At 64.3% G+C, this 18056-nt stretch carries 18 protein-coding genes; 14 read left to right on the forward strand and 4 right to left on the reverse strand.

Translation table 11 applies throughout. The features are described from left to right. The first annotated feature begins 146 nt into the window (after nt 1–146). The 3 genes from waaF to ACRCYW_RS18070 all read left to right on the forward strand — a co-directional run bounded on the left by waaF (nt 147) and on the right by ACRCYW_RS18070 (nt 3269). On the forward strand, nt 147–1244 hold the full coding sequence (gene waaF / locus ACRCYW_RS18060; protein WP_438551398.1) for a lipopolysaccharide heptosyltransferase II: 1098 nt from the start codon (nt 147–149) through the stop codon (nt 1242–1244). 1 nt (nt 1245) lies between these two features. Next, complete coding sequence (gene waaA, locus ACRCYW_RS18065) at nt 1246–2532, forward strand: lipid IV(A) 3-deoxy-D-manno-octulosonic acid transferase (protein ID WP_438551399.1); 1287 nt, start codon at nt 1246–1248, stop codon at nt 2530–2532. A 344-nt stretch (nt 2533–2876) separates the two neighbouring features. Next, nucleotides 2877–3269, forward strand: a complete 393-nt coding sequence (locus ACRCYW_RS18070; RefSeq protein WP_438551400.1) for a tetratricopeptide repeat protein — start codon at nt 2877–2879, stop codon at nt 3267–3269. Nucleotides 3270–3361: 92 nt separating this feature from the next. On the opposite strand, the gene ACRCYW_RS18075 is transcribed toward ACRCYW_RS18070, so the two are convergent. After that, nucleotides 3362–4225, reverse strand: a complete 864-nt coding sequence (locus ACRCYW_RS18075; RefSeq protein WP_438551401.1) for a YicC/YloC family endoribonuclease — start codon at nt 4223–4225, stop codon at nt 3362–3364. Nucleotides 4226–4371: 146 nt separating this feature from the next. Between ACRCYW_RS18075 and rph the strand changes: the two genes are divergently transcribed. The 9 genes from rph to ACRCYW_RS18120 all read left to right on the forward strand — a co-directional run bounded on the left by rph (nt 4372) and on the right by ACRCYW_RS18120 (nt 13840). Further along, nucleotides 4372–5088, forward strand: coding sequence for a ribonuclease PH (gene rph, locus ACRCYW_RS18080; RefSeq protein WP_438551402.1), 717 nt, complete (start codon nt 4372–4374; stop codon nt 5086–5088). Nucleotides 5089–5170: 82 nt separating this feature from the next. Then, nucleotides 5171–5824: an orotate phosphoribosyltransferase gene (gene pyrE, locus ACRCYW_RS18085; RefSeq protein ID WP_438551403.1), complete on the forward strand. Its 654-nt coding sequence runs from the start codon at nt 5171–5173 to the stop codon at nt 5822–5824. A gap of 178 nt (nt 5825–6002) precedes the next feature. After that, nucleotides 6003–8408: a heavy metal translocating P-type ATPase gene (locus ACRCYW_RS18090; RefSeq protein ID WP_438551404.1), complete on the forward strand. Its 2406-nt coding sequence runs from the start codon at nt 6003–6005 to the stop codon at nt 8406–8408. Nucleotides 8409–8418: 10 nt separating this feature from the next. Beyond that, nucleotides 8419–8808 (forward strand): Cu(I)-responsive transcriptional regulator, encoded by a 390-nt coding sequence (cueR, locus tag ACRCYW_RS18095; RefSeq protein ID WP_438551405.1) that lies wholly within the window; start codon nt 8419–8421, stop codon nt 8806–8808. Nucleotides 8809–8951: 143 nt separating this feature from the next. Further along, complete coding sequence (locus tag ACRCYW_RS18100; RefSeq protein WP_438551406.1) at nt 8952–10106, forward strand: GGDEF domain-containing protein; 1155 nt, start codon at nt 8952–8954, stop codon at nt 10104–10106. 31 nt (nt 10107–10137) lie between these two features. Continuing rightward, nucleotides 10138–10401 (forward strand): YihD family protein, encoded by a 264-nt coding sequence (locus ACRCYW_RS18105; RefSeq protein ID WP_024945520.1) that lies wholly within the window; start codon nt 10138–10140, stop codon nt 10399–10401. Nucleotides 10402–10598: 197 nt separating this feature from the next. Then, on the forward strand, nt 10599–12041 hold the full coding sequence (gene ccoG / locus ACRCYW_RS18110) for a cytochrome c oxidase accessory protein CcoG (protein ID WP_438551407.1): 1443 nt from the start codon (nt 10599–10601) through the stop codon (nt 12039–12041). 59 nt (nt 12042–12100) lie between these two features. Next, complete coding sequence (locus ACRCYW_RS18115; protein WP_438551408.1) at nt 12101–13090, forward strand: serine/threonine protein kinase; 990 nt, start codon at nt 12101–12103, stop codon at nt 13088–13090. A gap of 141 nt (nt 13091–13231) precedes the next feature. Then, a complete protein-coding gene (locus ACRCYW_RS18120) occupies nt 13232–13840 on the forward strand; it encodes a thiol:disulfide interchange protein DsbA/DsbL (RefSeq protein ID WP_438551409.1) in 609 nt (202 codons plus the stop codon). Between the two features lie 64 nt (nt 13841–13904). Here ACRCYW_RS18120 and pncB read toward each other — a convergent pair whose 3' ends face one another. Together pncB and ACRCYW_RS18130 are read right to left on the reverse strand one after the other, a co-directional pair. Beyond that, nucleotides 13905–15083, reverse strand: coding sequence for a nicotinate phosphoribosyltransferase (gene pncB, locus ACRCYW_RS18125; protein WP_438551410.1), 1179 nt, complete (start codon nt 15081–15083; stop codon nt 13905–13907). Nucleotides 15084–15184: 101 nt separating this feature from the next. After that, nucleotides 15185–15820: a nicotinamidase gene (locus ACRCYW_RS18130; RefSeq protein ID WP_438551411.1), complete on the reverse strand. Its 636-nt coding sequence runs from the start codon at nt 15818–15820 to the stop codon at nt 15185–15187. A gap of 74 nt (nt 15821–15894) precedes the next feature. Between ACRCYW_RS18130 and ACRCYW_RS18135 the strand changes: the two genes are divergently transcribed. Both ACRCYW_RS18135 and ACRCYW_RS18140 read left to right on the forward strand, forming a co-directional pair. Next, nucleotides 15895–16545, forward strand: a complete 651-nt coding sequence (locus ACRCYW_RS18135; RefSeq protein WP_438551412.1) for an NUDIX hydrolase — start codon at nt 15895–15897, stop codon at nt 16543–16545. A 106-nt stretch (nt 16546–16651) separates the two neighbouring features. After that, nucleotides 16652–17152: a DUF523 domain-containing protein gene (locus ACRCYW_RS18140; protein WP_438551413.1), complete on the forward strand. Its 501-nt coding sequence runs from the start codon at nt 16652–16654 to the stop codon at nt 17150–17152. Here the strand turns inward: ACRCYW_RS18140 and ACRCYW_RS18145 are convergent. Beyond that, nucleotides 17083–18051, reverse strand: a complete 969-nt coding sequence (locus ACRCYW_RS18145) for an acyltransferase (protein ID WP_438551414.1) — start codon at nt 18049–18051, stop codon at nt 17083–17085. The genes ACRCYW_RS18140 and ACRCYW_RS18145 overlap by 70 nt on opposite strands. Between the last annotated feature and the right edge of the window lie 5 nt (nt 18052–18056).

The following is an 18056-nucleotide window of genomic DNA, read 5'->3' on the forward strand; positions in this document are numbered from 1 at the left end:
CAGCGGGAGAGGGCTGTGCAATTCGCTCCTGGGGGGCCTTGTTTGCGAGGGGGAGAGGGATCTTCTGTTATTTCTCCGGCCATTCTTGGGGCATAATCTCGACCAGTAACGATTAACCGCCGGGCCTGACCCGAGAGATGTGTGAGATGAAGATATTGGTGATCGGCCCCTCCTGGGTCGGCGACATGGTGATGTCCCAGAGCCTCTACAAGGCCCTCAAGAGCAACCACCCGGACTGCGAGCTGCATGTGATGGCGCCGGCCTGGTGCGTGGCCCTGCTGGAGCGGATGCCCGAGGTGGACAAGGCCATCCCCATGCCCCTTGGCCACGGTGACTTCAAGCTGGGGGCCCGCCGTCGGCTCGGCAAGCAGCTGGCGGCCGAGGGCTACGATCAGGCCATCATCCAGCCCAACTCCATGAAGTCGGCGCTGATCCCCTGGTTCGCCAATATCCCGGTGCGCACCGGCTGGAAGGGGGAGCATCGCTTCGGCCTGCTCAACGACCTGCGCAGCAACAAGAAGGCCTTCCCGCTGATGGTGGAGGGCTACCTGGCCCTGGCCTACCCCAAGGCGCAGATGAAGAGCCGGGCCGACATCCCGACCATCCCCCATCCGTCACTGCACGTGGACCTCATCAATCAGGACAAGGCGCTGGAGAGGCTCGGACTGGATCGCGCCCGCCCCGTGCTGGTGCTCTGCCCGGGGGCCGAGTTCGGCCCGGCCAAGCGCTGGCCCGAGGGGCACTACGCCGTGGTGGCCCAGAAGCACCTGGACGAGGGCTGGCAGGTGTGGATCTTCGGCTCCGGCAAGGACGTGGAGGTGGCCAACACCATCCGCGATCGCATCAATCCCCTGTCGCGCCCCAACTGTCACGTGCTGGCGGGCAAGACCAGCCTGCACGAGGCGATCGATCTGATGGCGCTGGCCGGACGGGTCATCGCCAATGACTCCGGCCTGATGCACGTCGCCGCCGCCCTCAACCGGCCGCTGATCGGCGTCTACGGCTCCACCTCGCCCCTCTACACCCCGCCCCTGGCGGACAGGGTGGAAATCGTGCACACCGACATCGAGTGCCGCCCCTGCTTCAAGCGCACCTGCAAGTTCGGCCACCTCAAGTGCCTGATCGAGCTGATGCCGGAGCAGGTCATCGCGGCGGGCAAGCGGCTGGAGCAGGGGGGGACTGCGGATCTGACCATAGCGCTGCAGCCGGTGGATGGGCCTGCCACCAAACCCGGAGCCACCTAACATGATCTATCGGCTGCTCTACAACCTGCTGATCCACCTGGGCCTGCCCCTGGCGCTGCTGGCCCTCTATCGGCCGAAGAAGGGCAAACCGGGCTTCGGTGCGCGCTGGGCCGAGCACCTTGGCCGCTTCCCGGCCAGTGCCCGCCTGAGTGAGCAGCAGGACGCGCCGCTCTGGATCCATGCGGTGAGTGTGGGGGAGACCCTCGCCATCACCCCCTTCATCCGCGCCCTCAAGGCGGAGCGGCCGGATCTCCCCATACTGCTCACCACCACCACCCGCACCGGGGCCGAGCAGGCCGAGAAGCTCGGGGAGCTAGTGGTGCATCGCTACGCTCCCCTCGACTACCCCTGGGCGGTGGCGGGCTTTCTCAACGCCTTCAAACCCCGCGCCCTCTGGGTGGTGGAGACCGAGCTGTGGCCAAACTGGCTGGCGGCCTGCGAGGCGCGCCACCTACCGGTGACCATACTCAACGCGCGTCTGTCGGAGCGCTCCTGCCAGCGCTACGCCCGCTTCCAGGGGGCCTTCGATGCCCTGAGCCGACCCCTGAGCCACCTGCTCTGCCAGCATCAGGACGACGGGGATCGCTTCCATCGCCTAGGCATCGGCCGCGAGCGGCTGGTGGTGACCGGCTCCATCAAGTTCGACATCCAGCTGGGTGACGAGGTGAGTACCCGGGGCCGCGCCCTGCGCCAGCAGCTCGGGCAGGAGCGGCCGGTCTGGATCGCCGCCAGCACCCATCAGGGGGAGGATGAGCAGGTGCTGGCCGCCTTCGCGCGGGTGCAGCGGGATCATCCACAGGCCTTGCTCATCCTGGTACCACGTCACCCGGAGCGGTTCGATCGGGTAGCCGAGCTGTGCGCCCCCTATGGCTGCGTGCGGCGCACCCGCCAGCAGGGAGAGCCGCTCAAGCCGACCGATGGCGTCTACCTCGGCGACACCATGGGGGAGCTGCCGCTGATGCTGGCGGCGGCGGACTTGGCGTTTGTCGGTGGCAGCCTGGTGCCCATCGGCGGCCACAACCTGCTGGAGCCGGCGGCGCTCGGCAAGCCCTGCCTGACCGGCCCCGCCTACTTCAACTTCAGCGACATCACCCGCCAACTGCTGGATCAGGGGGGAGCCGCCCTGGTGGCGGATGGCGCCGAGCTCGGTGACAGGGTCAGCGCCCTGCTGACGGACGAGGGTGCCAGGCGCGAGATGGGGGAACAGGCCCGCGCCGTGGTGCTGCGCAATCAGGGGGCCCTGGCCCGCACCCTGTCCCACTGCCTCGCCAGCCTGGAAAATGACTGAATCCGAGGGCCGGCCCACTGCCGGCCCCGCCTGCCTTCCCGCCACCCTCCTCTCCAGGTGCCATGCCAGTCATATGGCGCCCGCCGCTATCCCGCCCCTCCCATCCATCACCCCGCTCTCTATCCCAGCCCATCCATCGGCAGAAGCGTGCCGCTGTTCAGAGCGAAGAGGGGTCTAACCTAGTAGGTGGGATCCTGATACCAAACTTGGGGAGGCGAGCCATGAAAGCCAGGAAACGAGTGTTGGCGGTTGCCCTCTGTCTCATAAGCGGGTTGGCACTGGCGGCGGGGGGCGGCGGTAGCAGCGGAGGAGGCAGTGGTGGTGGAGGGAGCAGTGGCGGGTCCATGACCCAGCAGAAGCTGCAGCGGGTCGAACAGCTGGTGAAGGCGCAGCAGTGGCAGCAGGCCGAGGCACTGCTGCGGGATCTGCGCCAGGATGCGGCGAACTCGGCCGACGTCTGGAACTGGTCCGGCTATGTGGCCCGCAAGTCGGGTCGGTTGGCGCAGGCCTTCCCCTATTACGACAAGGCGCTGGCAATAGACCCGAAACACCGTGGGGCCCACGAATACCTGGGAGAGGCTTATCTGCAAAACGGCGAGCGCGAGAAGGCCCGGCAGCAGCTGCAGATCCTGCAGGAGCTGTGCGGCCAGTGCGAGGAGGCGCAGGATCTGGCCGCGGCGCTGAAGGCCGCACCTCAACCAGCGAAAGAGAAGTCCGGCTTCCTGCTCGGCGGCTGAACTCATATCGCGGCGACAAGCCGCCCGTTCAAAACAGACAAAAAAGCCCTTGTTAACAAGGGCTTTTTCAATGGCTCAGCAGCAGATTTCGATCACTCGATATTCTGGATCTGCTCGCGCATCTGCTCGATGAGGACCTTCAGCTCGACGGCGGACTGGGTCACCTCGGCGTTGATGGACTTGGAGCCGAGCGTGTTCGATTCGCGGTTGAACTCCTGCATCATGAAGTCGAGACGGCGGCCGCAGGCGCCCCCCTTCTTCATGATCTTGATGGTCTCGCCGATGTGCATCTCCAGGCGATCCAGCTCTTCGGCCACGTCGATCTTCTGGGCCAGCAGCACGATCTCCTGCTCGATGCGGGCGGGATCCAGCTCCACCTTGGCCTCGGCCAGGCGGTCGGTGAGCTTCTGGCGCTGCCACTCGATGATCTGGGGGAGGTGCACGCGCACCTTCTTCACTTCCACCTGGATGCCGTCGAGGCGCTGTTCGATCAGGGCCTTGAGGTTGGCCCCTTCGCTGGCGCGGGAGGCGAGGAAGTCGTCGAGGGTCAGGTCGAAGCCGCTCATCAGCTCGGTGGCGACCAGGTCCATGTCCTGCTCGGCGGCGGCCATGACGCCGGGCCAGCGCAGCACGTCCACCGGGTTGAGTTGACCCTGACCGGCCTCTTTCATCACCCAGCTAGCGCTGTCGATGATGAGCTTGGCCAGCTCTTCATTGATGTGCAGCTGGCTGGCGGCGGCCTGGGCGGCCTCGAAACGCAGGTTGCACTCCACCTTGCCGCGCTGCAGCTTGGCACGGAAACGCTCACGCAGGACCGGCTCCAGGCTGCGCAGCTGCTCCGGCAGCCGGATGTAGGTCTCCAGATAGCGCTGGTTGACCGAACGAATTTCCCAAACGGCTGTGCCCCAATCGCCCTTGAGTTCCTTGCGGGCGTAGGCGGTCATGCTGTGAATCATTGATTGTTCCGGGCTTGATGAAGTGTGGGGCCAGTATACCCAGCCGGGCTCCCCCCGTCAGCCGCAGCCTCGGTTTTAGCGGCTGATATTTGGGCTGGGATCACTTATACTCCTGCGCCAATTCAGCCAGCCCAGAGGTCCATTCCATGCCACGTCCCAGCGATCGCAGTGCCGCGCAAGTGCGCCCGGTTACCATCACCCGCCACTTCACCAAGCATGCCGAAGGCTCAGTACTGGTGGAATTCGGCAACACCCGGGTGCTGTGCACCGCCAGCGTCGACACCAGCGTGCCGCGTTTCCTGAAGGGCAAGGGTCAGGGCTGGGTCACCGCCGAGTACGGCATGCTGCCGCGCTCCACCCATTCGCGCATGAACCGCGAAGCGGCCGCCGGCAAGCAGAGTGGTCGCACCCTGGAGATCTCCCGCCTGATCGCCCGTTCCCTGCGCGCCGCCGTGGACCTGACCGCCCTGGGTGAGCATTCCATCACAGTGGATTGCGACGTGCTGCAGGCCGACGGCGGCACCCGTACCGCCGCCATCACCGGTGCCTGTGTGGCCCTGGTGGATGCGCTGAACTGGATGGTGGAGAAGGGCATGCTCAAGCAGAGCCCGCTCAAGCAGATGATCGCCGCCGTCTCCGTCGGCATGTTCGAAGGGGAAGCCATCTGCGATCTGGAGTACATCGAAGATTCCGCCGCCGAGACCGACATGAACGTGGTGATGACCGACGACGGTCGCATCATAGAGGTGCAGGGCACCGCGGAGGCCGAGCCCTTCACCCATGAGGAGCTGCTGGCCATGCTGGCGCTCGCCAAGGACGGTATCGCCGATATCATAGCGCTGCAGAAGCAGTCGCTCTCCTGATTTCTGTTTTGAAAAACGCGGCATTGACCGCGTTTTTTTATACCCCCACACAAGTGAAAGACAAGCCAAGCAAGGAGCCAGAATGAAAGCCTACCAGCGTCAATTTATCGAGTTCGCCCTGGAGAAGCAGGTCCTCAAATTCGGTGAGTTCACCCTGAAATCCGGCCGCAAGAGCCCCTACTTCTTCAACGCCGGCCTGTTCAACAGCGGTCGCGACCTGGCCCGCCTCGGCCGCTTCTATGCCGCCGCCCTGATGGATGCGGGCATAGCATTCGACGTGCTGTTTGGCCCGGCCTACAAGGGGATCCCCATCGCCTCCGCCACCGCGGTGCAGCTGGTGGAGCAGCACGACGTGGATGTGCCCTGGTGCTTCAACCGCAAGGAGGCCAAGGATCACGGGGAGGGCGGCAACCTGGTGGGCAGCCCCCTCAAGGGACGCATCATGCTGGTGGACGACGTCATCACGGCTGGCACCGCCATCCGCGAGTCCATGGATCTGATCCAGGCCAACGGCGCCTCCCTGGCCGGGGTGCTGATCGCCCTGGACCGTCAGGAGAAGGGCAAGGGGGAACTCTCCGCCATCCAGGAAGTGGAGCGCGACTACGGTGCCCACATCATCGCCATCATCCAGATGGCGGATCTCATCGCCTATCTGGAGGAGCAGCAGGCAGAGCGCCCCGAACTGGCGGAGCAGCTAGCGGCCATGAAGGCCTATCGCGCCCAGTACGGTATCTGATGCCCTGGGGTCCCGTTCTTTGCCTGGTTCAAGCGAAGATCGACATGGGCCGACAGGAACGAAAATGCGGCGCCAAAAGGCGCCGTATTTTATTTGCACAAAAAAGTTCGGACAGGTGCTTGAGCTTACCCTTACAGTAAAGGTTAATGTTTGATGGTCAGATTTGAGGAGCATCGTTATGACCATGCACATTCAACTTCCCATCAGCGGCATGAGCTGTGCCAACTGCGCCAGCCGGATCACCACCGCTCTCAATAAACTCGACGGAGTCGACGCCACCGTCAACTTCGCGCTGGAGCAGGCGGCCATCGAGCTGAGCCAGGCTGCCCAGCTGCCGGCGGTGCTGGAGAGCATCAAGTCCCAGGGTTACGAGTACGGCGAAGAGACCCTGTTGTTTCAAATTACCGGCATGACCTGCGCCGGTTGCTCGGCTCGGCTCAGCAAGATGCTGAGCGCGCTGCCTGGGGTCATCACGGCAGACGTTAACTTCTCTCTGGAGCAGGCCCGCATCACCCTAGTGCCCGGCGCCCAGACCCCGGCCTCGTTGCGCGAGCAGATTGAAGCTCTGGGCTTCGGTGCACAACTGGCACAGGGGAGCGCCAGCGCGCGCCGTCAGCAACTGCTCGCCCGGGAGGAGCAGGAATCCGCCGCCGCCCACAAGGCGCTGATCCAGGTCAGCATCTCGGCCTTGCTGACCCTGCCGCTGCTGGTGGGGATGCTGGCCATGGCGGGGCTGCTGCCCTGGCATCTGCCGGCCTGGTTGGAGCTGGTGCTGGCCACCCCGGTGCAGTTCTGGATCGGGGCCCGCTTCTATCGTGGCGCCTGGCTCGCCATCAAGAACCGCTCCGCCAATATGGACGTGCTGGTGGCCACCGGTACCAGCGCCGCCTACTTCTACAGCCTCTATCTGTTGGCGACCCTGGGGATGGCCGCCAGCGGCAAGCTCTACTTCGAGGCGAGCGCCATCATCATCACCCTGATCTCGCTCGGTAAATTGCTGGAGGCTCGCGCGAGACGCAGCACCCAGTCCGCCATTCGCGAGCTGATGGCCCTGCGCCCCGAGAGTGCCACCGTCTGGCGCGGGGGGGAGTGGCAGAGCCTCTCCGTCGACGAGGTGCTGCGCGGCGACAGGCTGCGGGTGCTGGTCGGTGAGCGGGTGCCGGTGGATGGCAAGATAGTGAGCGGCGAGAGCGAACTGGATGAGTCCATCCTCACCGGCGAGAGCCTGCCGGTGCTGCGCACCCCGGGTGACAACGTGCTGGGGGGGGCCATCAACCGCTCCGGCGTGCTGGAGATCGAAGCCACGACAGTGGGGGAAGATTCCAGCCTCAGCAAGATCATCGCCCTGGTGGAAAACGCCCAGATGGGCAAGGCCCCGCTGCAGCAGCTGGTGGACAAGGTCTCCGCCGTGTTCGTGCCTGTGGTGATGGTCATCGCCCTGTTTACCCTGCTGGTGTGGTACGCCATCACCAACGACTTCGGTCAGGCCCTGCTGGCGGCGGTGGCCGTGCTGGTCATCGCCTGCCCCTGTGCCCTCGGACTGGCCACGCCGGCCGCCATCGTCACCGGTACCGGGGTGGCGGCCCGTCACGGCATCCTGATCAAGGACGTGGATACCCTGCAGAAGGCTCACGGCATCAAGGCGCTGATCTTCGACAAGACAGGTACCCTGACCCAAGGCAAACCTGTGCTGGCGAGCTGGAGCGGCAACGATGAGCAGCTGCGTCTGGCCGCCGCCCTGCAACAGGCGAGCGAACACCCGCTGGCGCTGGCCATGCGGGAGGCGGTGACTGGGGCAGAGTTGCCCCAACCGGAAGCCGTGGAGGTGCGCGTCGGCGCTGGCATCCTCGGCAAGGTGGCGGGTCACGAGGTGGCCATCGGCAACCCCTCCCTGCTGGCCGGGCTCGGCATTTCCGTGCTGACCCAAGCCGAACCGGATGCGGACAAGGACGGGGCGACCCGGGTCTGGGTCGCCATCGACGGCGTTGCTGTCGGCATCGCCGCCCTGGCGGACACCCTTAGGCCCGAGAGCCCGGACGCCATCGCTACCCTGCGACAGCGTGGCATCGCCAGTTGGCTGGTGAGCGGCGATGCGCCGGCACCCGTGGCCCACATCGCCGCCAAGCTGGGGCTGGACGGGGCCTTCGACTCCGTGCTGCCTGCGGGCAAGGTGGAGAAGGTCGAGGCGCTGCGCAGCCAGGTCGATGGCCTGGTGGCCATGGTGGGGGACGGAGTGAACGACGCGCCGGCCCTGGCGGCGGCGGACGTGGGGATCGCCATGGGCTCGGGCTCGGATGTGGCGATGGAGACGGCCTCCATCACGCTTATGCGATCCGACCCGCGGCTGGTGGCGGACGCCATCGACATCTCGGCGGCGACCTGGCGTACCATACAGCAGAACCTGTTCTGGGCCTTCGTGTTCAACATCATCGGCATACCGCTGGCGGCGCTGGGCTACCTCAGCCCCGAGCTGGCGGGGGCGGCCATGGCCCTGAGCAGCATCACTGTACTCAGCAACTCTTTGTTATTGAAACGCTGGCAGCCCAAGGCGGGTTCCCATGTCAGCACTCATTCGCACGTTTAAGGAGGCACGCATGAACATCAGCAAGGTTGCCAAGGCGACGGGACTGACCGCCAAGACCATCCGCTACTACGAGAGCATCGGCCTCATCTCGGCACCGGTGCGCAGCGACAACGGCTACCGCAGCTACAGCGACGGGGCCCTGCGGGAGCTTCGCTTCGTCAAGCGGGCACGGGAGACCGGCTTCAATCTGGAGGAGTGCCAGGAGTTGCTGGCGCTCTATCGGGATGAGCACAGGACCAGCGCCCAGGTCAAAAAGCTGGCTCAGGAGAAGATCGTCGATCTGCGAGCCCGCATCGCCGGCCTGCAGGCCATGTTGGCCTCCCTCGAGGAGGTGGTGGGTTGCTGCCACGGGGATGCGAGCCCTGAGTGCCCTATCCTGGACGAATTGGAGCGGGGCTGAGGGGGGGGGAGCTGGCAGGCGATCTGTATCCGATGAGCCCGGCATGACTGCCGGGCTGAGTCGCAGCTTAATAGCGGGCGATTGATTGTTGGCATTGAAGGGGCAGTGGTAGACTGGTCGGCTAGTGTACAGGGAGCAAGCCGTTGACCCAGAGCGTCACACGTCAGGTGCAGCAGGCCATCATGGGCCAGCTCTATGCCAATGCCTCATTCAGCCAGCCTTGTCTGGCGCTGCTGGCGGTTGGCTGGAGCCTGCTGTTTCACGACTACCTGCCGGCCGCGGAGGCGCTGGGCTGGCTGGGGCTGGTCAGCCTGCTGTTGCTGGTGCGCTGGTGGCACCTGCGCTGGCGACGCACCCGCCTGATGCAACTGCCCTTGCCGATGCTGGAGCGGGAGCTCTTCATCGGGGCCACCATCACCTCCATCGTCTGGGCGCTCGGGGTGCTGCTCTACATGGACAAGCTCCCCGACACTTACCGTGCCGCCATGCTGATGCTCTCCAGCCTGATCCTCACCGGCAGCGCCATCATGTTGTTTGGCAGTCGCCGCACCCTCTATGGGGCCGTGCTGCCACTGGGGTTCGCCATGCTGTTCGAGCTGAGCGGTGGCAACGAGCAGGAGCGCATCGTCTCCTGCATGCTGGCGGGCTACCTGTTTGTCTTCCTGCCGACCCTGTTGCGCCGCTTGCGGCGGGATCAGATCGCCACCCTCTATCACCGCTTCTCCAATGCGGATCTGGTGGCCGAGCTCAAGGCGGTCTCCGAACACCTCAGACTCACCTCCCGCCTCGACGGGCTGACCGGCATCGCCAACCGGGCTCACCTGGACGACAGCCTGGCCCGGGCCTGGCGCCGCTGCCATCGGGCGCGGGCGCCCCTCTCCCTGGTGCTGGTGGACGTGGACTACTTCAAGCAGTTCAACGATCACTACGGCCATCAGTTGGGGGATGAGTGCCTGCAGCAGGTGGGCTGCCTGCTGGCGGAGGTGCTGAGGCGGGAGGACGATCTCGCGGCCCGTTACGGCGGTGAGGAGTTTGCCCTGCTGCTACCCTGTACCAGCCAGCAGGGGGCGGTCCAGATCGCCGAGCAGGTGCGCGCCGCCCTGCGCGCCCTGAACATCCCCCACCACAAGTCGCTGGTCTCCGGTCGGGTCAGTTGCAGCTTCGGGGTGGCGACCCTGGTGCCGGATCAGAGCCTCTCCATGGCCGAGCTTGTCCAAAAAGCGGATGCGGCGCTGTATCAGGCCAAGCATAATGGGCGGGATCGTATCGAAGTAGCCTTGATGGGTAAGGTTGCCTGAGTTTCACAAGACAGATTTAAAGAGGTCGTCTATGCAATGTCATCGTATCGAAGAGCTGCTGGAGCTGCTGCAACCCGCCTGGATCAAGGAGCAGGATCTGAGCCTGGTGCAGTTCATCGCCAAGTTGGCGGCGGAGGCCGGTTATGACGGAGCCCTGTCCGATCTGACCGACGACATGCTGATCTACCACCTCAAGATGCGCGAGTCCGACAAGCAGGCGATGATCCCGGGGCTTGCCAAGGATCATGTGCCCGACTTCAAGGAAGCCCTGCTCAAGGCCCGCGGCATCAAGTAAAGCCTGCTCCTGCTGGAAGCTTGATGGTTTTCAAAAGAGGCCCTGAATAAGGTCCATCAGTCAACTGACGATGGGCCTTTTTTGTTATCTGAAATTGCGACGGGACTCGAACTATAGATACATTTAACCCACACAATTAGCAGGTTGTTTAAGATATAATCGGCTTCATAACAATATGAGTGGAGCGATGTGTTGTAATGGCCGACAAGATCGATATCAAGGATGTCACCGGCGATGTCACCGGGACCTTCAATCCCCACACGTTCAAGGCCGGTGATGACAGGTTCAACCCCGGCAACCGCATCTATGTGAGGTCCCAGACCGGCTACTGGCAGCGCGTGCGCAAGGTCATGGGCTGGTTCTTCGTCGCCCTCTTCGTCGCCCTGCCCTGGCTGCGCTACGACGGCCGTCAGGCGGTGCTGTTCGATCTCGAACACCAGCAGTTCCACATCTTCGGCGCCACCATCTGGCCGCAGGACCTGACCCTGCTGGCCTGGGTCTTCATGATCGCCGCCTTCGCCCTCTTCTTCGTGACCACCTTCCTCGGCCGGGTCTGGTGCGGCTATCTCTGCCCGCAGACGGTGTGGACCTTCATGTTCATCTGGTTCGAGGAGAAGCTGGAAGGGTCGGCCAACAAGCGCCGCAAGCTGGATGCCGCCCCCTGGAGTGGGGAGAAGCTGGCCCGCAAGGGCACCAAGCACCTGGCCTGGATCCTGCTGTCCCTCGGCACCGGCCTCACCTTCGTCGCCTACTTCCAGGATGTGTACCGGCTGGTGCCCGAGTTCTTCACCCTGGCCGCGGGCGGCTGGGTCATCTTCTGGGTGCTCTTCTTCGCCGCCTGCACCTACGGCAACGCCGGCTGGATGCGCGCCATCATGTGTATCCACATGTGCCCCTATGCCCGCTTCCAGTCCGCCATGTTCGACAAGGACACCTATATCGTCGGCTATGACACCCTGCGTGGCGAAACCCGGGGAGCCCGCTCCCGCAAGGCGGATCCCAAGGCGCTGGGGCTGGGGGACTGCATCGACTGTGATCTCTGCGTCCAGGTCTGTCCGACCGGCATCGACATCCGCGATGGCCTGCAGTACGAGTGCATCAACTGCGGTGCCTGCGTCGACGCCTGTGACCAGACCATGGACAGGATGGGTTACCCCAAGGGGCTCATCAGCTACACCACCGAGCACAAGCTGGCCCACCACAACACCAAGGTGGCGCGGCCCAAGCTGCTCGGTTATGGCCTGGTGATGGTGATCATGCTGGGGGTCTTCGTCTACAACGCCATGTCCATCATGCCCATGGGGCTCGATATCCTGCGGGATCGCAACCAGCTGTTCCGGGAGAACAGCGAGGGGCTCATCGAGAACACCTATACCCTGAAGATCCTCAACAAGACCCTGCAGTCCCAGCGCTATCGGCTGGATGTGGAAGGCTTGCCTGAGTATCAGTGGTTCGGCCCGCGGGAGGTGACCCTGAAACCGGGCGAGATCTACACCCTGCCGGTGAGCCTGGCGGTGGATCCCTTCAACCTGAAGCGGCCCACCCTGGACATCCAGTTCGTGCTGAAGCGAGAGGGGACCGCAGAGGACGACAGCAAGGGCTCCTTGCGCCAGGCCAGCAAGTTTATCAGCCGGTTATGATGCACAACCCGCTATGGGGGGAGTGGTGATAGTATGGGGCGCAACAGCGCCCCTTTCTCATGGTGGATGACATGCGTTTCAACTATTCCGACCTCAATCCCGATCTCATCATGGATGCCATCGATCTCAGCGGCCTGCGCATCGACTCCGGCCTCATCGAGCTCAACAGCTACGAGAACCGGGTCTACCAGTTTCAGGACGAGGATCGTCGCCGCTACGTGGTGAAGTTCTATCGCCCCGGCCGCTGGGATCGGGCCCAGATCCTGGAGGAACACGCGTTCGCCGCCCGCCTCAACGATGAGGAGATACCGGTGGCGGCACCGCTCGCCTTCGCCGGCGAGACCCTGCTGGAGCATCAGGGTTACCCCTTCGCCATCTGGCAGAGCGTCGGCGGTCGCCAGTTCGAGGTGGACAACCTGGATCAGCTGGAGTGGGTGGGGCGCTACCTCGGCCGCATCCACAGGGTCGGGGCCAGCCACCCCTTCCACCATCGCGTCCGGCTGGACGTGGAGACCATGCTGCACGAGCCGCGCCAGCTGCTGGCATCCGGCGAGTGGGTGCCGAGCGGACTGGCCAAGCAGTTTTACGGGGTGCTGGACGAGCTGATCCGCCACGTGTGCGACGCCATGACCCTGGACGTGGCCCAGATCTCCCTGCACGGGGATTGCCACCCGGGAAACATACTGTGGCGCGACGGCCCCATGTTCGTGGATCTGGACGACTGTCGCACCGGCCCCGCCGTCCAGGATCTCTGGATGCTGCTGTCCGGGGATCGCAACGAGCAGCAGATCCAGCTCGACACCCTGCTGGCGGGGTATGAGGAGTTCATGGAGTTCGACCCGAGGGAGTTGGCCTTGATCGAGCCGCTGCGGGCCATGCGCATCGTCCACTACATGGCCTGGCTGGCCCGGCGCTGGGAGGATCCGGCCTTCCCCCGTCACTTCCCCTGGTTCAACAGCGATCACTACTGGCGCCAGCAGATAGCGACCCTGCACGATCAGCTGGAGGCCCTCAAGGCGCCGCCGCTCAGCCTGATGCCGAATTGGTGAGGTTCTTTGCCCTGCCAACGGATGGGGAGGGGCGGCCCGCCGGCGTGCCTTTGCCATTGACGTTGGCGGGGGGACGCAATAGGCTTGGACTGCTTCGGTTCGCCGGGCGTGCCTCACTGTGATCCCTTAACAGGAAACGTCATGAAAAAAGTACTATTTTTCCTCGCTGCCATGCTGATGATCCCCATGGTTCACGCCGCCCCGCAATTCAAGGAAGGCGTCAACTATGACGTGGTCACCCAGACCGGCAGCGCCCAGCCGGAAGTGCTGGAGTTCTTCTCCTACTTCTGCCCGCACTGCGCCAAGTTCGAACCGATCGCCGAGGATCTGAAGAAGAACCTGCCGGAAGGCGTGCCCATGAAGAAGAACCCTGTGGCCTTCCTCGGCCGCGAAATGGGTCCCGAGATGCAGCGCGCCTATGCGGTCGCCAACCTGCTGAACGTGGAAGGCAAGCTGACCCCGGCCATCTTCGACAAGATCCATACCCAGCGCCAGATCCCGCAGAGCCGTGCCGACGTGAAGCAGATCTTCGTGGATAACGGTGTGCCGGCCGAAGAGTTCGACGGCGCCGTCGACAGCTTCGCCGTCTCCGGCATGGTCTCCCAGTTCGATCGCAACACCGAGACCTACAACGTGCGCGGTGTGCCGGCCTTCCTGGTCAACGGCAAGTACATGGTGAAGATTGAATCCATCACCTCCCAGGAGCAGTTCAACCAGCTGGTGAAATTCCTGCTGGCCAAGAAAGACTGATCCAGACTGAGCCCATGAAAAAAGCCCGCCGGTGCAAACCGGCGGGCTTTTTGTTTATCGGGGATCAGACGCCGACGTGGAAGGCCTGCTTGAGGTTGCGGATGAAGTCCGCGTCCCGGCAGAGGGTCTTGCCCGGGCTGTCGGAGATCTTGGCGACCGGGCCGCCATTGCACTCCATCAGCTTGAACACGATGTTCATGGGGCTGACTCCCGGCAGATCGCAGGTGAGCTTGGTGCCGATGCCGAAGCTGGTGTTGATGCGGCCGCGGAAGTGACGGAACAGCTCCACCGCCTTGTCCAAGTTGAGGCCATCGGAGAACACCAGCGTCTTCTCGGTGGGGTCGATGCCGAGGCGCTGGTAGTGGCTGATGGCCTTCTCCCCCCACACCACGGGATCGCCGGAGTCGTGGCGCAGCCCCTGATAGCGGCTGGCCAGCTCGAAGTCGAAGTCCCGCAGGAAGGCATCCATGGTGATGCAATCGGTCAGGGCGATGCCGAGGTGGTTGGTGAATTCGTCCAGCCAGCTGATGAGGGCGGCGCGCTGGCTGTGCTCCAGCGGGAAGCCGAGCTGCTGGTGGGCCTGGAACCACTCGTGGGCCTGGGTGCCTACTGCCGGCAGCCCGTACTTCTGGGCCAGCTGGTAGTTGCTGGTGCCGCGAAACGCCGGCAGCCGTTCCTTGAGGCGACCCACCACGGCATCTTGCACCGCGTGGGAGAAACGGCGACGGGTGCCGAAGTCGATGAGGTTGAACTCCTTCATCTCCGCCGGGCTCAGGGTCCGCTCCAGCTTGTCTATCTTCTGATCCAGCCGGGTCAGGGCCAGGCTCACCCCGAACTGGGGATAGCGGAAGCGGTTGCGCATCTCGCTGATGATGGCGAGCACCGGGATCTCCCACAGGATAACGTCCTGCCAGGGGCCTTCGACCCGCACGTTGATACGGCCATCTTGCTCGAATACCCGCAACAATGAGGCATCCAGCGGCTTTCTGCGCAGGTGGTCCAGGTAGTCGGCGGTAAAGAAGGGACGCTCTGCCAGGAAGTTGAGCTCGGGCCTGGTGAGCCGCAATGAGCCGGCGAGGCGCAGCTGCTCCTCGATCTCCCCCATCATGGGCAGCAGATCTTCCTCGTTGCGGCTGTGGAACTCGGCTACCACCTCGGCATCGGGGTAGCGATGGAACACCGCCTGCTGCATGTGCAGCTTGTAGGCATCGGTGTCGAGCAGGCTGTTGAGAATGGGAGGCATATCAGACTCCTCGCAGGCGGGAGCGAACGGTATCGCTCCCCTGCTGCATGGGTAGCTCGCGGGCGCCGGTATCGGATGGGCAGTGGCGAATGGAAGGCATATCAGGCATCCAGCAGCTGTTGTACATGGGTCAGGGTCTGGGCCAGCTCGGCCCCGGCCTCGATCATCTGGGTGCGGGCCTGGGCGACCGTCTCGGGGGCTATGCCACGGCAGGCGTCGAGGTGGACGATGACCCTGAAGCCGGCGCGGCGCAGCTGCAGCACGCTGGTCTTGACGCAGTAGTCGGTGGCCAGGCCGCCGACCAGCACGGTATCGACGTCGCGAGCCAGCAGGAACTCGATGAGCCCGGTGCTGCGTCGCTCCGCCAGATCGTGGAAGCAGGCGCCGTAGGGATGCAGATCCGGCTCGACCCCCTTCCAGATGAAGAAGTCGTAGTCGATGGGGGCGGGCAGGCCGTCCAGCAGCTCGAAGCCCGGGGTGCCCGGTACGCAGTGGGCCGGCCAGGTGAGGTCGGCGTTCGGTAAGTCCAGGGGCAGCAACATGCCGGCGGGATCGGTCACGACCCAGGCGGCGTTGCGGGGGTGGGCATCCTTGCTGCCGGCTCGCAGGCTGGCGAGGGCCGCCTGGGCGTTGAGCGCAGCCGCTATCTCATCCCCGCCCGCGACGGGCAGTTCGTTCGGGCAGAGGGGGCTGAATCCCTTCTGCGCATCAATATCCAGGCTGGCGACGATTCCCATGGGTGGCTCCTGCACATAATATTCTTGTGATATTATCTACCAAACATTATTAGAAGGCGAGCAGGTCGACCGAGATGCCGAGAATGAGTCTGGATATGGTGGTGCTGCGGCTGAACGAGGAGCGGCTCGAGCTGCTCCTCGAGACCCGCGATCGCCCCCCCTTTGCCCAATGCTGGCAACTGCCTGCCCTGCGCATCGACGAGACCCGCGACCGGGATCTGGACGCTGCCCGCCATCGCCTGCTGACGGAGTGGGGCCTGGGGGACTGCTACAGCGAGCAGGTGTGTACCCTCGGCAATCTGGAGCGGGATCCCCGCGGCTGGTCCACCACCCTGGTCTATCTCTGTCTGGTGGAGCCCGAGGTGGAGGCGGTGCACGGTTGCTGGCACCCGCTCTCGGCCCTGCCGGGGCTGGGCCTCGCCTTCGACCATGTCCAGCTCATCGCCAAGGGACTGGAACGACTCAGGATCAAGAGCCGCTACAGCACGCTGCCGCTGCAACTGCTGGGGAGCGAGTTCACCCTCTCCGAGGTGCAGCGCGCCTTCGAAATCATTCTGCAGACCCCCATGAACACGGCGGCCTTTCGCAAGCGCATCCACCGTGCCGACGTCCTGGTGGATACCGGCCGCAAGCGCACCGGCAAGCAGCGCCCCGCCATCCTCTATCGGCTGGAGAATCCCAGCTGCGTGATGTTCGATCAGGTGATGAACGGGGCTGAGGCATGAAGGTGTGCCGACTACAGTGGTCGAATGTCTATCCGCCAAACCCGGCTGCATGGCGTTATGGTGATCGGGTAAGTGGCTATCCTATCGGCAAACAGGGAGTCAAAGCATGAGTGAGGCGGGTGTGCAGAGGGTATTGGTGAGCGCCTGTTTGCTGGGGCAGCCGGTGCGTTACGACGGCCAGAGCAAGGGCATCGTCAGCGACTGGCTGGCGGCCCTGGGGGCCGAGGGGCGGGTGCTCTCGTTCTGCCCCGAGGTGGCGGGCGGCCTGCCGACCCCGCGCCCCCCGGCCGAGCGCCAGGGTGAGCGGGTGCTGACAGAGAGCGGGCTGGATGTGACGGCCGAGTTCGATCGCGGCGCCGAACTGGCGTTGCAACTCTGCCAGGCTCAGGGCATTCGCTTCGCCCTGCTCAAAGAAGGGAGCCCCTCCTGTGGCAGCGGCCGCATCTACAACGGCCGCTTCGAGGGGATCTCGGTGACGGGGGCGGGCAAGACCACGGCCCTGTTGCGCCGCCACGGTATCCGCGTCTTCTCGGAGGATCAGCTGCCCGAGTTGGCCTCGGCGCTCTCGTCTGCCACCGCCTTGGGCGCGGGGGCAGGCTCGGCCTGAGTGGCCTCTGCTCCCTGCCACTGGCTCAGCACCCGATCTTTTTCCTGCCAGCGCTGGTTCAGCCACTGCTGGAAACCGCGCTTGAACTGCTTGTCGTTGAAGTAATCCCCCACCAGCTGCTCGTCCACCGGCAGCTCCTCGATGCGCACCCGAATGCGCTTCATCCGCCCCATCAGGAAGTCCTTGAACGGCGTCTCCATGTTGTCCGGATAGCTGATGGTGACGTTGATCAGGCTGTCGAACTGATCCCCCATGGCCGCCAGTGTGAAGGCGAGCCCCGCCGCCTTGGGGGGCATCAGGTGGCGATAGGGGGAGTGCACCGCATCCCGCTTGGGCTCGGTAAATCGGGTGCCCTCCACGAAGTTGATGACTGTGGTCGGGATGTGGCGGAATTTCTCACAGGCGCTGCGAGTCGTTTCGATGTCTTTACCTCTCAGGTGAGGGTTTTTCAGCAGGAACGACCGTGAATAGCGGCGCATGAAGGGCATGTCCAGCCCCCAGCAGGCGAGCCCCAGCAGGGGGATGTAGATGAGCTCGTGCTTCATGAAGAACTTGGGCACCGGCAGCCTGTCCCGGAACAGGTGACCCAGCACCACTATGTCGGTCCAGCTCATGTGGTTGCTGACGATGAGGTACCAGCCATCCTTGCGCAGCCGGGTGTCGTCCTCCACCTGCCACTGGATGCGGGTGGTGAGGCGGATCACCAGGGCATTGCAGGCCAGCCACAGGCGCATGAAACGGTTGTTGAGGCGGCTGCAGGCGCGGCCGAAGGCCGGAATGGGCAGCAGCAGTTTCGCCAGGGAGACCAGCAGGATCAGGCTGGCGCACAGGGCGGTGAACAAAATGGTCAGGCCGGCGCTGATGAGCAGCACCAGGGGGCCGGGGAGCAGGCTTAGCATGGCGT

The sequence above is a fragment of the Aeromonas sp. genome (assembly GCF_051657805.1).
Classification (GTDB): Bacteria; Pseudomonadota; Gammaproteobacteria; order Enterobacterales; family Aeromonadaceae; genus Aeromonas.